Source organism: Corynebacterium sp. LK28, from assembly GCF_014335105.1.
Lineage (GTDB): Bacteria > Actinomycetota > Actinomycetes > Mycobacteriales > Mycobacteriaceae > Corynebacterium > Corynebacterium macclintockiae.
Genome location: NZ_PDGZ01000008.1, coordinates 131784 through 145205, shown reverse-complemented (window position 1 = coordinate 145205; position 13422 = coordinate 131784). Strand labels below are relative to the sequence as shown.

At 63.2% G+C, this 13422-nt stretch carries 10 protein-coding genes, 1 pseudogene and 1 riboswitch; of the genes and pseudogenes, 7 read left to right on the top strand and 4 right to left on the bottom strand.

All coding sequences use genetic code 11. The features are described from left to right. Positions 1-58: 58 nt before the first annotated feature. Positions 59-832: an IclR family transcriptional regulator gene (locus CRD15_RS02920; RefSeq protein ID WP_187401858.1), complete on the top strand. Its 774-nt coding sequence runs from the start codon at positions 59-61 to the stop codon at positions 830-832. A gap of 4 nt (positions 833-836) precedes the next feature. Here the strand turns inward: CRD15_RS02920 and CRD15_RS02915 are convergent, their stop codons facing one another. Further along, positions 837-1487 carry a hypothetical protein gene (locus CRD15_RS02915; RefSeq protein ID WP_051892194.1) on the bottom strand — a complete coding sequence of 217 codons (651 nt, stop codon included), beginning with the start codon at positions 1485-1487 and terminating at the stop codon, positions 837-839. A 103-nt stretch (positions 1488-1590) separates the two neighbouring features. Then, complete coding sequence (locus tag CRD15_RS02910; RefSeq protein WP_034974798.1) at positions 1591-1806, bottom strand: hypothetical protein; 216 nt, start codon at positions 1804-1806, stop codon at positions 1591-1593. 88 nt (positions 1807-1894) lie between these two features. On the opposite strand from CRD15_RS02910, the gene clpB reads away from it, so the two are divergent. After that, entirely contained in the window at positions 1895-4522 is a 2628-nt protein-coding gene (gene clpB / locus CRD15_RS02905; protein WP_187401857.1) for an ATP-dependent chaperone ClpB, read from the top strand. Positions 4523-5115: 593 nt separating this feature from the next. Here the strand turns inward: clpB and CRD15_RS02900 are convergent. Beyond that, a complete protein-coding gene (locus CRD15_RS02900; RefSeq protein WP_187401856.1) occupies positions 5116-5517 on the bottom strand; it encodes a DUF4333 domain-containing protein in 402 nt (133 codons plus the stop codon). A gap of 318 nt (positions 5518-5835) precedes the next feature. Between CRD15_RS02900 and CRD15_RS02895 the strand changes: the two are divergent. The 4 genes and pseudogenes from CRD15_RS02895 (at position 5836) to CRD15_RS02880 (ending at position 9084) form a co-directional block, all read left to right on the top strand. After that, positions 5836-7190, top strand: a pseudogene (locus CRD15_RS02895) (sodium/glutamate symporter). Between the two features lie 20 nt (positions 7191-7210). Further along, positions 7211-8098, top strand: a complete 888-nt coding sequence (locus tag CRD15_RS02890) for a sulfurtransferase (RefSeq protein WP_187401855.1) — start codon at positions 7211-7213, stop codon at positions 8096-8098. 11 nt (positions 8099-8109) lie between these two features. Continuing rightward, on the top strand, positions 8110-8592 hold the full coding sequence (locus CRD15_RS02885; protein ID WP_034971642.1) for a PTS glucose transporter subunit IIA: 483 nt from the start codon (positions 8110-8112) through the stop codon (positions 8590-8592). A 33-nt stretch (positions 8593-8625) separates the two neighbouring features. Further along, on the top strand, positions 8626-9084 hold the full coding sequence (locus CRD15_RS02880; protein WP_035007566.1) for a hypothetical protein: 459 nt from the start codon (positions 8626-8628) through the stop codon (positions 9082-9084). A 37-nt stretch (positions 9085-9121) separates the two neighbouring features. Here the strand turns inward: CRD15_RS02880 and CRD15_RS02875 are convergent, their stop codons facing one another. Further along, the gene (locus CRD15_RS02875) at positions 9122-10048 is read right to left on the bottom strand and encodes an SDR family oxidoreductase (protein ID WP_255463705.1); all 927 of its coding nucleotides are present in this window, start codon (positions 10046-10048) and stop codon (positions 9122-9124) included. A gap of 227 nt (positions 10049-10275) precedes the next feature. Next, a riboswitch (glycine riboswitch) is annotated at positions 10276-10385 on the top strand. A 48-nt stretch (positions 10386-10433) separates the two neighbouring features. Between CRD15_RS02875 and gcvP the strand changes: the two genes are divergently transcribed. Next, complete coding sequence (gene gcvP, locus CRD15_RS02870; protein WP_187401853.1) at positions 10434-13409, top strand: aminomethyl-transferring glycine dehydrogenase; 2976 nt, start codon at positions 10434-10436, stop codon at positions 13407-13409. Positions 13410-13422 lie beyond the last annotated feature (13 nt).

Genomic DNA, 13422 nt, shown 5'->3' with positions numbered 1-13422 from the left:
GGAAACTTCCTCTAAGATCGTCATAGTTAGCTGCCGCCCCAAGCCGAAAGGACCCCCGATGCCCGACGCGCCCCACCCCGAGTTCGCGCCGCGGTTCCCCTTTCCCGTCGACCAGCAGCCCGGTAGGTCTCACCACCGCACCGTCGACCGGATCGCGGACATTCTGGAGTTCGTGGCCCGCAACCCGCAGCCACGCGGACTCACGGATATTTCTAAGGCCATCGGCGCGCCGGTGAGTTCCACCCAATCCCTGGTGAACGGCCTGGTCGCGGCCGGATACCTGGAGGAACGGGATAAAGCCTTCCGCCTGGGGCTCGCTCCCTATCTGCTGAGCACCCTCGCCGGTAGCCGCCCCGTGGATCAGGTCACCCACGAGATGCTGGAAGACGTGGTGGAAGAGACGGGCTATATCGCCGTGTTGGCGTCATTGGTAGGCGACAATGTCTACTACCTCGACTATGCGCTGTCGGACCCCGAGTTCGAGTACCTGGCGCAAAACCGGCTGCAGCGCCCGCCACTCGAGACATCGGCGGGATGGGCGATCCTCTCCGGGCTGGGGCACGAGCAGGTGTGGGGGATTCTGGCTGCTTCCGAGAGTTCGCGGGAGACCATCAATAAGTTCCAGCGCTGGTACCCAGACATGCGCGCGACCGGCGAGTGCGTGGCCCCCGGCGTGGCTTTGAACGGCGCGGATGGTGTGGCCGTGCGCGTCGAGAGCCAGGGAGTGGCGGTGGCCTCGGTGTCCGTCATTGCCTCGACCGAGCAGATCGCGCGCGACGCGGATCGGATTATTGAGGTCTTAAGACGCCACAGCGCCCGCTGGAACCGTTAGCAGCTTAAGCTGAGTTCGTCGTTGAAGAAGTGGCGGTGATTCGCCAGTCCTCTCCCTGGGGGAGGGCGTGCAAGATGGTTTCAAAGGCGCTGGAGATTAGTGCGGGGCGAAAGCTTTCCGCGTAGTACGCCTCCTTGGAAACCTCTTTTCCACCGGAGAATGCGGTGATCTTCCCTCGTTGCTTCATGTGGTGACGAGAGATGGTCTGTTCGAGCGATTTGACGGAGCTGGCCCAAGGTTCGTCCTGTTCATATGCGTTGACGCTTCGCTCGCAAGCGGAGATAGCTTCGATATCGGAAACTGAAGGTATGCCGAAGTCGGAAATCGCGCTCATACTGATGGAGTGGAGAGCTGAGAGCGCGGAACTTGGCAATGCGGAGTCCCACACGGCAAATAACGGGCGAAGAGGGAAGCGATCCTCTTTCGATCGCACGGTTAAGTGTGCGCGAATAGTCTGCAGATCTTCAATAGTGTCGTGGGTAGCATCATTAATTTCCCAAAGGCTAAGAGGGATTACCTTTCCGTCGGAATCGCCGGTGTAGGAAAAACCCAGGGATAATTCGGCCCAGCGAAACCGGTCGAAAAAGAGGTCGGGATCCACATTCTCTTCGGTGAAGGTGGATGCTTGCAGGATAATGTAGCGATCTTTGTGCATGGGCTAAACGCTAATGGATGTTCTGCAGGTTGAACAGGTTTTGAGCACTAGGCGTTCTCTAGCGCTTTGGAGAGGAACGCTGTATCCGACGGGCGCGCCCAGCCTAAGCGGCTAACTCCGGCACCCACAGCACCAGCTCGGGCCACAGCAGGAAGGCCAGGGCGATGATGGCGATTTGATCCATGAAGAAGCCCAGGATCAGGTATACCGCGCCGATCAGAACTATGACGGCTAGTACGCCCAGGGCGGCGGCCTCCGCCGGGGTGATTACGTGGGGTAAATCACACCGATATACGTAAATTGAGCGGAATAGACTCAAGATTGTGGTGGTTGAGTGAGGTGTACTCAAGTAAAGTCGGGGGCGTGCAAGCGCGACCGGCACGAAGCCGTAGGAGGTAGATGTAGAAATGACGAGCTTCAACCCCACCACAAAGACCCAGTCTGCGATGCAGGCTGCACTCCAGGATGCCTCCGCCAAGGGCAACCCGGATATCCGCCCGGCGCATCTGCTTGTTGCGCTGCTCGAGCAGGAAGATTCCATCGCCCTGCCCGTACTGCAGGCCGCAGGCGTACAACCGCAGGTCATCGCCACCAAAGCTAAGAACCTGGTCGCCGGATACCCCCAGGCCACCGGCAGCGAGATGGCGAACCCGCAGTTCAACCGCGACGCGCTGAACGCGCTGACCGCCGCGCAGGAGCTCGCTGAGCAGCTAGGCGATACCTACGTTTCCACCGAGGTGCTGCTGGCCGGCATCGCCAAGGGTAGTTCCGACGCGGCCAAGGTGATGCACGAGGCAGGCGCCACTTTCGAGGCCATCCGCGGCGCTTTCGAATCCGTCCGCGGCAACCGAAAGGTCACCACCGAGGAGCCGGAAGGCCAGTTCCAGGCGCTGGAGAAGTACTCCACCGACCTGACTGCACGCGCCCGCGAAGGCAAAATCGACCCCGTCATCGGACGTGACCAAGAGATCCGGCGAGTCGTCCAGGTACTTTCCCGTCGCACGAAGAATAACCCTGTGCTCATTGGAGAGCCTGGCGTCGGTAAAACAGCAATCGTCGAAGGCCTGGCCCGCCGCATCGTCGCTGGCGATGTGCCCGAGTCCCTGCGTGGCAAGAAGCTCATCAGCCTGGATCTGGGCTCCATGGTCGCCGGCGCGAAATACCGCGGCGAATTCGAGGAGCGGCTGAAGGCTGTGCTGGACGAGATCAAGGAGGCCGACGGCGAAGTCATCACCTTCATCGACGAACTGCACACCATCGTCGGTGCCGGTGCAGGCGGCGATTCCGCGATGGACGCGGGCAACATGATCAAGCCGCTACTGGCCCGCGGCGAGCTGCGACTGGTTGGCGCGACGACGCTGGACGAGTACCGCAAGTACATCGAAAAGGACGCCGCACTGGAGCGCCGCTTCCAGCAGGTCTACGTTGGTGAGCCGACCGCGGAGGACACGATCGGTATCCTGCGCGGCCTGAAGGAGCGCTACGAGGTGCACCACGGCGTACGTATCCAGGACTCCGCGCTGGTGGCAGCAGCAACCCTGTCGGATCGCTACATCACCAGCCGCTTCCTGCCGGATAAGGCGATTGACCTGGTGGACGAGGCTGCGTCTCGACTGCGTATGGAGATCGACTCGCGCCCAGAGGAGATCGACAACGTGGAGCGCGTCGTCCGCCGCCTCGAGATCGAAGAGATGGCGCTGGCCAAGGAGACCGACGCTGCGTCGAAGGACCGCCTCGAGCGCCTGCGCAGCGAGTTGGCCGACGAGAAGGAAAAGCTGGCCGGCCTGACCGCGCGTTGGGAAAACGAAAAGGGCAGCATCGACAGCCTGCGCGAGCTGAAGGAAGAGCTGGACAACCTGCGCCGCGAATCCGAGATCGCTGAGCGCGAGGGCGACTTCGCCAAGGTTGCCGAACTGCGCTACGGCCACATCCCGGACGTGGAGAAGAAGCTGGCCGCGGCCGAAGAGACCGTGGCCGAGCAGCAGGAAGGCATGATGCTGACTGAGGAGGTCACGCCGGATACGATCGCCGACGTGGTGTCCGCCTGGACCGGCGTGCCCGCGGGCAAGATGCTGCAGGGCGAGACCGAGAAGCTGCTGAACATGGAGCTTGTGCTGGGTGGCCGCGTAGTTGGCCAGAACAGTGCGGTCGATGCAGTGTCCGACGCGGTGCGCCGTGCACGCGCTGGGGTAGCGGATCCGAACCGTCCGACCGGTTCCTTCCTGTTCCTGGGTCCGACGGGCGTGGGTAAGACGGAGCTGGCGAAAGCTCTGGCCGACTTCCTCTTCGACGACGAGACCGCCATGGTGCGCATCGACATGTCGGAGTACGGCGAGAAGCACTCCGTCGCCCGCCTGGTCGGTGCCCCTCCGGGATACGTTGGCTACGACGCTGGTGGTCAGCTGACCGAGGCAGTCCGGCGCCGCCCATACACAGTGGTGCTGTTCGACGAGGTGGAGAAGGCCCACCCAGACGTGTTCGACGTGCTGCTGCAGGTGCTGGACGAAGGTCGCCTGACCGACGGCCAGGGTAGGACCGTGGATTTCCGCAACACGATCCTGATCCTGACCTCGAACCTTGGCGCCGGCGGCACCGACGACGAGGTTATGGAGGCTGTGAAGCGCGCCTTCAAGCCGGAGTTCATCAACCGACTGGATGACGTGCTGATCTTCGAGCCCCTGTCGTCTGACCAGCTGAAATCCATCGTGTCTATCCAGGTGGGCGCTCTGGCAGAGCGCCTTGCGGCCCGTCGTTTGATCCTGGATGTTACTGACGACGCCCAGTCGTGGCTGGCAGAGCACGGCTACGATCCTGCCTACGGCGCCCGGCCGCTACGCCGCCTGATCCAGAAGGCGATCGGCGACCAGCTGGCCAAGAAGCTGCTGGCTGGCGAGGTGCGCGATGGCGACACGGTGCGCGTGGACGTTGACCGCAGCGGCGAGGCTGGTGTGGCAGGTGGTGGTGCTGGTGTGGCCGGCGGTAGTGCTCCGGGGTTGGTCATCACCTCCCTGGGAGCCACCGACAGCGAGGCCTAATGACTGGTTATTAGCCTCTGACCTGCGCAAACGTCCCACCTGTTTCGGGTGGGGCGTTTTGCTCTGTTTTGGCAGAAGAGGCTTGTGGGGGGTGGCGGGGTAGAGGGGTGCAGAGGGGTGTGGAGGAGGTGCGGAGGGGTGTGGAGGAGGAGAATGTCGTTAGAACGGGAATGCGTCGGCGCCGTCGCTGGCTCTCTAGAATCCAAAACCTTCTGACCTGCACTTATGTGGTAATAAAAATGGACCCCACTAACGTATTCCCGTTCTAGCGACATCTGCGGGTAAAGAAGTCCGATCTGGCGACATCTGCAGGTGTGCATGGGGGATTGGCGGCCAGGTTGTGTCGAACTGGCCCCAAGTTGGGCGCCTCGGTGGGGTTAAGTGTCGGAAAAGTTGCAAAATGCTCGGAGGCGTACCGGCAAGAAGGGCCTGAAAGCTCCCTGACCTGCATATTTACATTAATGACAAGTTATGCCAATAGCGTTCTGCAACTTTTCCGACATTTACCAAAGGTGGAGTGCGGTTCCGGAGGGGTGAGGTGTGGGGCGGTGAGGCGGCGGGGTTGGGGGCTAATTGGCGCGTGGTGACTGGGATTAGTCCACGTGGTCAGCGACCTCGACGTTGTAGTGGACGTTGTCGCCATCAACGGAGTCCACGGTGACATCAACGCTGATGGAATCGCCAGAATGATGCAGCTTGCACTCTAACTTCGCGCCCTCTTCTGCCTTCAGTCCGCTAGGGCACTCGATGCGCTCGGGCTTGCGACCAACCTCTTTCTCTAGGGAATCGGAGATACCCTTCTCCACTTCTTCCTTGGCGACTTCCCGATCGCCAAGCAAGGAGCAGGCACTCAAGCCAGTGATAGCCAGCGCGCCGGTAAGGAAGGCTGCGCCGATGCGCTTCGACATGCGGGTAGAAATGCCGGCAGAAGTGCGGGAAGAAGTGCCGGCAGAAGTGCGGGAAGAAGTGCCGGCAAAGGTGCGGGTGATGTTCATGGGGTCGCGGTCTCTTTCTCTTGTTTGTGGTCAAGCATTCGTGGTGTGGGATGCCAGGCGCTGGCGTTATGTTCCTCGAGTGTGAACTGCTACACAGTCCGAACTTACCGCACACACAGCTTCAGCACCGGGGTTCGGCAAGCTCACAGCACCGGGGCTCGGCAAGCTCGCAGCACCGAGGCTCCACCACTATCGCCGCTGGGGTGTCGGCCGGGTGGAACGAGGGGGCGTCAAGAATAAGGTGCGATAAGCTACCAGAACCGACAAGGCGCGCAGAGCAAAAAGAGAATACACACAGAATAGAAAAGGGGAGCCTGCATGGACTTTACGGTCTTTGACCTACTGATGGACGTCGGCATGATTTCGGTGCTGTTGATTATCGGTACGTTCATGAGGCGCCACTTCGAGTGGTTCCGCAACCTGCTGATCCCCGCGCCGATCACCGCAGGCCTGCTAGGCCTGATTTTCGGCCCGGAGGTGCTGGGGTGGATGCCGTTCTCTGGCGCGCTGGGCGATTATTCCACGGTGCTTATCGCGGTGGTGTTCGCCTCGATGCCGTACAGCATGACCTTCGCCTCCAAGGATGCCTCGAAGGCGAAGAACATGTGGGCCTTCTCGACCTCCATGTTCCTGGGGCAGTGGGGACTGTTTATCCTGCTTGGCCTGCTGCTTTTCGCTCCGGTATTCGGCGCCCCGGAGTGGTTCGGCATGATGCTGCCCGTCGGTTTCGTCGGCGGATTCGGTACTGCCGCGGCCGTCGGCGGCGCGTTTGGGGATATGTGGTGCGGACGCCGCCATGTCCCTGGGCTTCACCTCAGCGACCGTCGGCACGCTGGCCGCCATCATTGGTGGAATTATCTTCGCGAACTGGGGTATCCGCACAGGCCGGACGTCCACGCTGCCAGAGAAACTGCCGTGGGAGCTGCGCTCTGGCCATATCGAGGATGAGGACAAGCAGCCCTCCATTGGCCGCGCCACCACGAACCCCTCCTCGATTGAGCCGCTGGCTCTGCACGCGGGCTTCATCGTCGTGACCGTCATGTTCGCCTACATCGGCCAGCAGATCATTGGCCACTTCTTCCCGGAAGTATTCGGTGCCTCTGTTCGCCCTGGCTTTTGTGGTGGGCATTGGCGGCAAGGTGTTCCTGCACGTCATTAAGCGCCCGAAGTACCTGGACCAGCAGACGGTGAAGTCCATCTCAGGCGCGTCGACGGACTTCATGATCGCCTTCGGTATCGCCTCCATTAAGCCGGACGCGGTGGCGGACTTCCTGGTGCCGCTGCTGATCCTGTTTGTCCTGGGCATTGCACACTGCTGTGTTTTCTTCTTCGTCTTCGCCCCGCTGTTCTTCGGCGACCAGTGGCTGGAGCGCGGCATCTTCGGCTGGGGCTGGGCGACCGCGGCCGTGGCCACGGGTATCGCGCTGCTGAAGATCGTGGATCCGGACCTGAAGTCCGGCACGATGAACGAATACGGCATCGCCTACGTGGGCTTCGCACCCTTTGAAATTGGCATGAACATCGTTGCCCCCATCGCCGTGATCGCCGGGTTTACCTGGGGTATCGGCGGAATCGCAACCGTCTTCGCGATAGCGGTTATCCTCTTCGCCGCTTTCCGGGGATGGTTCCCCAAACGCACCGGCAGACGGCCTGGAAAGGCATCAGCGCACTAGGGGCCCTAGACTTGGCAACTATGAGCAACTCTTCTGCGCAACAGCAGCCCGCCAGCCCCTTCGTCTCCGGTGAGGAGATGCTGGAGGCTTTCCAGCGGGGCGAACGCATGACCGTGATCGACTCGCACTGGGCGCGCACCGAAAACAGCGCCTGGGAAGCCTACGTCGGGCAGCACATCCCCGGCGCCATGTTCTGCAACCCCTTGGTGCACTTGGCCTCTATCCCGTCCCGCCACAAGGGCCGCAACCCGCTGCCCGAGCCTGAGCGACTGCAGAAGAGCTTTGATGATTGGGGCATTACGGATGGTCGCCCTGTGTACATTTATGACGCCGGCGCCAACCTCTATGCGGCTCGCGCATGGTTCATTTTCCGCTGGGCAGGCGTGCAGAACGTCCGCATCCTGGATGGCGGCACCGGCGCATGGGAGGCCGCGGGCGGAGACGTTGCCGGTGGTATCGGCGCCCTGCGCGGCCGCGGAAACGTGGAAGTTCGCCCGGGCAGCATGCCCACCCTGAACCTCGAGGAAGTGGACGAGTGGCGTGAACAGCGCATCTTGGTGGATGCCCGCGAGCGCTCCCGCTATTCCGGCCAGAAGGAACGCTTCGACCACCAGGCGGGGCGCATCCCCGGGGCAATCAACATCCCGGTCAAGGAGCTTTTCAACAATCACAGCACGCGCGATAGTAGCGCCAGTGGCCGGGTGAAGACTCCGGAGGAGATCCGCCAGATCCTCGCGGACAACGGTGTGACCAGTGGCGATGACGTGTGCGTGTACTCCGGCTCTGGGCTGCACTCCTCGCTGTTTATCGCAGCGATGGAATACGCAGGCCTGCCCGGGGCAAAGAACTTCGTCGGCGGATGGTCGCAATGGTCCGCTTCTTCCTCGCGCCCCATCGAGCGCGACTAGACTCTGCGGATATGGATCCTGTTGTGACCCCGCTGCCGGGAACCGCCACCAGTCTTTCCTCCGTACCCGATCCCGTTCTCGCCACCGGTACCATCGGTGCTGGTGTTGCGGTGATTCCGGATGCTGGCGTGGAAGTTGTGCAAGTGGTCGCGCCCGTCAGCGGGGTGGCCAGGCGGGTGGCGCCGCACATGTTCGTGATCCAGACCCAGCGCGCGGAGGGGGACGACGGCAGCGACGGCCAGCCGTCGGTTTTCATGCAACTGGGAGTGGACACGGGTCGCCTGAACGGCCAGGGCTTCGACCTGCACATCCAAGAGGGCGACATCGTCCGCCAAGGCACTCCCATATGTACGTACACCCCCAGGGAATTGGGCCGGATGGGGTTCGACCCGATAGTGATGGTGGTGGGGTTGCAGATGGGGGCGTCCGAAATAAAAGTAGACGTGATCCCCGGCGAACCAGTTATGGGCGGCGACAACCTGTTCTGGGTGTAGGGGACGCACAAGGCACAATGGTATAAACGCACAATGGCGCGTAGGTTTCTAAGCTTCTTTTCGGTCGTTGGCATGCTGCTGGGGATGTCCCGTGCGGTGGATCTGCTGACCCCGCAGCAGCTGCAGATTGTCGCTGGAATTTACTTCGCGCTACTAGTGGCGCTGCAGGCCTGGCCACTGTTCACAACGCAGCGCGGCAACTATGGGCACCGGCGGCACCCGGTGAACCGCATGTACACCTGGCTGGGCAGCATCGGTCTGGCCGGCACGCTGCTGCTGGCGCTGGTTTTCTACGCGTATTCTTCGATCTGGTTGATCACTCTGGCGGGGTCGTTGATGTTTACGGGCATCGTCGGGGCGGGGGTGTTGGCGTTCTTCGCTACGCCGTGGAACGACTGGTCAACCCGCCGCGGCTTTGCCGATGAGGAAGACCCCTACGCCCGTGAGGACGAGCCCGTGAAGGACGTGTGGGATAACTCGTTTAGCGCCTAGGGGGCGGGCTCGGGGCTGGCGGGTTACGGGCGGGCTTCTACAGTCCGTGCTTCCGGTTAATCAGCCAGTGCATCGCTGCGGTCGGCAGCACGCGCGAGAGAGGGAAAACCACCGGCGCCATTGAGCCCGTCGCGTACAAGGGTTTCGGGCGCGCGGCGGTGATGGGCTTGAGGATTTCCTCGGCCACGCGCTCGGCGGAGATGCCGTTGGCCTCGTTGTTATCCAGGTTCTTCAGCATGGTGGTGAACTCCGCGCCATAGGGGCCGTCCAGGTCGACGTATTTTGTGCGCCGGGCGGACAGTCCGGTGTTGATGGATCCGGGTTCGACGACGGAGATGCCCACCCCGTACGGCCGTACCTCGCGCCGGGCGGCGAATGCGAAGCCCTTGATCGCGGCCTTTGAGGCGACGTAGCTGCTGCGGTAGGCCAGCGGGAAGCTGCCCAACATGGAGCCGACCATGACGATGCGCCCGGCCCCCCGTTGCCGCATTTCCGGAAGGATTTTCTTTGTGACGCCAACCTGTCCCAGCACGTTGATCTCAAACAGACGGTGCAGGGCATCGTCGGGGAGCTCCTCCAGGGGGCCGGATTGGCTTTCGCCTGCGTTGTTAACCAGCACGGTGGGCGGGCCGAAGCGGAGGGCGCTGGCGGCGAACTCGTCGATGCTGGCGGGGTCGGCGAGGTCGAGGGGGAGGTAGTCCACCCCGTCGACGGGGTCGGTGATGGTGTCGGGGTTGCGGCTGGTGCCGATGATGCGGTCGGGGGCGTAAGAGTGGGCGCCGGAGTGGGCGCCGGTGTGGGTGCCGGTGTGGGTGCTGGCTTTGAGTTGGGCGAGGGCGGCGACGGTCGCGCGGCCGATGCCGGAGGAAGCGCCGGTGACAATCGCGACGCCACCGTTGACGGCGGGTAGGGAAGCGCTGGAGTTGCCGGAGTTGCCGGGGAGGAAGCTAGGAAGTTTTGCCATGCTCAATATTTTGGCGGCTGTGGTGGGGGTATGTTGCCGGAATGCGATTTTCCTCATTGTCTGGATTCTTTAGTGATCCGCCACACGACCGCTATGATGTGGGAGAAAACTGCATATACTTTTGCCGCTTTTAGCTGTGGTGGGAGAGGCCCGGCGCCCGACGCGCGCCGGCCGCCGACGGAGCAATTCCTCCCCGGGACACTCTCAGGCCCCAAGTACCGTCGCAGTGAGGCAACTCTGGAAAGACCTGCGCGCAGTCGTGTGCACGCGGGCGCCGAAGGAGAAAAGCCGGGTTTCCCGGGTGAAGCTCTCAGGCACAAGCGACAGAGTGGGGAGGGCTCCTTTTAACGACCGTGCACTTACGACCGGAAAGTCCCTAAAAGCCATGTCAACTGCAGCTACTCGCCGCAATTCCGCCCCCTTCGTCCAGCGCCACATTGGCCCGAACCAGGCTGATACCCAGGAGATCCTGTCTTACCTGGGGTACGAATCCACCGCCGCGCTGGCTGACGATGCCCTGCCGAAGTCCATCCGCCAGGCCGGCCCGATCGGCCTGCCGGACGCTCTGGATGAGACGGACACCCTGGCCGCCCTGCGGGCTTTCGCTGATAAGAACGTGCAGAAGCAGCAGCTGATCGGCAATGGCTACTACGACACGATCACCCCGGCCGTGATCCGCCGCAACGTGGTGGAGAACCCGGGCTGGTACACGGCCTACACCCCCTACCAGCCGGAGATTTCCCAGGGTCGCCTCGAGGCTCTGCTGAACTTCCAGACGATGGTGCAGGATCTGACCGGTCTGCCGGTCGCGGGTGCCTCCCTGCTGGACGAGGCCACCGCTGTGGCCGAGGCCGTGCAGTTGATGGCCCGCGGCAATGCGAAGGCCTTCAAGAAGGGCGGCGCGGTGCTGCTGGATTCCTCCCTGCACCAGCAGTCCATCACCGTCACCCTGGCGCGCGCCGAAGCCGCGGGCATTCCGGTGGAGGTTGTTGACCTGGACGGCGACAACGACAATGACACTGACGGCAATAACGCTGGCGCCGTATTCGAAAACTACGAGAACCCGGTCGGCGTGGTGCTGTCCAACCCGGGCTCCACGGGCCGCGTGCGCGACCTGTCCAGCCTGATCTCCGCAGCAAAGGAGACCGGAGCCCTGGTAACGGTCGCCTGCGACCTTCTGGCCCAGGTGCTGCTGACCTCCCCGGGCTCCCAGGGCGCGGACATCGCCGTCGGTTCCGCACAGCGCTTCGGCGTGCCACTGTTCTTCGGCGGCCCGCACGCTGGCTTCATCTCCTGCACCGAGGCGCTGCAGCGTAAGCTGCCGGGCCGCATCGTGGGCGTATCCGTGGATGCCGAGGGCACCCCGGCCTACCGTCTGGCCTTGCAGACCCGCGAGCAGCACATTCGCCGCGACAAGGCCACCAGTAACATCTGCACCGCCCAGGCTCTGCTGGCCGTCGTCGCCGGTTTCTACGCGGTCTGGCACGGTCCGTCCGGCCTGCGCGCCATCGCCGAGGGTATCCACGCTCGCGCGACCGCCCTGGCCGTCGGTCTGTCCGAGGCTGGCCTGACGCTGGCGCACGACACCTTCTTCGACACCGTCATCGTTGACGTGTCTGGTTCTTCCCTTGGGGACGCCCCTTCGGCTCTGCGCGCTGCAGCCGAGGCAGGCTACAACCTGCGCCAGGTTAACGATTCCTTCGTCGGCATCTCTGTCGGCGAGTCCACCACGGACGAGGACATCGCCAAGCTGATTGAGGTACTGGGATCCCGCACCGGCGAGGTCACCTCCGCAGGCTTCGACATTACCGCCGGCCCGCTGGCCGAGGCTGGCGTGCTGCGCCCGGCTGACGAGGAGATCCTGACCCACCCGATCTTCACCTCCATTGATTCCGAGACCCAGATGATGCGCTACATGCGCAAGCTGGCTGACCGCGACCTGGCGCTGGACCGCACGATGATCCCGCTGGGTTCCTGCACCATGAAGCTGAACGCGGCCGTCTCTATGGAGCCGATCACCTGGCCGGGCTTCGCGGGCATCCACCCGCAGGTCCCGGCCGAGCAGGCGCAGGGCTGGCTGGAGCTCATCGAGGACCTGGAGGAGCGCCTGGCGAAGATCACCGGCTACGCCAAGGTCTCCGTCCAGCCGAATGCGGGCTCCCAGGGCGAGTTCGCGGGTCTGCTGGCGATCCACCGCTACCACCAGTCCCGTGGCGATGACCAGCGCGATATCGTTCTGATCCCGGCTTCCGCCCACGGCACCAACGCTGCCTCCGCCGCACTCGCCGGCCTGAAGGTTGTGGCCGTGAAGAACGCCGAGGATGGCTCCATCGACGTGCCGGACCTGGAAGCGAAGCTGGAGAAGTACGGCGAGCAGACCGCCGCCATCATGCTGACCTACCCCTCCACCCACGGCGTGTTCGAGGAGCAGGTCCGCGACGTCTGCCAGAAGGTGCACGAGGCCGGCGGCCAGGTGTACGTCGACGGCGCTAACCTGAACGCCCTGGTCGGCCTGGCCCAGCCGGGCGAGTTCGGCGGCGACGTATCCCACCTGAACCTGCACAAGACCTTCACCATCCCGCACGGCGGTGGCGGCCCGGGCGTTGGCCCGGTCTGTGTTGCCGAGCACCTGATCCCGTTCCTGCCGACCGACCCGAACGCCGATGTGGTTGAGGGCGACGCCGCACTGCAGACCGGCCAGCCGGTCTCCGGCGCCCGGTACGGCTCCGCTGGCGTGCTGCCGATCACCTGGTCCTACATCGCCCTGATGGGTGACGAGGGGCTGACCGAGGCCTCCCGCATGGCGCTAGTGAACGCCAACTACGTTTCCCGCAAGCTGGAGGAGTACTTCCCCACACTGTACAAGGGCGACACCGGCCTAGTGGCCCACGAGTGCATCCTGGATCTGCGCGAGCTGACGAAGGCCTCCGGCATCACCGCCGAGGACGTGTCCAAGCGCCTGATGGACTTCGGTTTCCACGCCCCGACCCTGGCCTTCCCCGTCGCCGGCACCCTCATGGTGGAGCCGACGGAATCGGAGGACAAGGAAGAGCTGGACCGCTTCATCGAGGCGATGATCACCATCCACGGCGAGATCCAGGAGGTTATCGACGGCAAGGTCACCGCCGAGCAGTCCGTTCTGCGCCACGCGCCGTTTACCGCTTATTCTGTTGTGCGGGACGACTTCGAGGAAGCTGTATCCGGTGGACACTTCAGCCGCGCTAAGGCCGCCTACCCGGTGGCAAGCTTGCGGCACACCAAGTACTTCACCCCCGTGCGTCGTATCGACAATGCCTATGGCGACCGCAATCTCGTGTGCACCTGCCCGCCCCTGGAAGACTTCGCGATCAACGAAGACTAGGGATAGCTGGAGC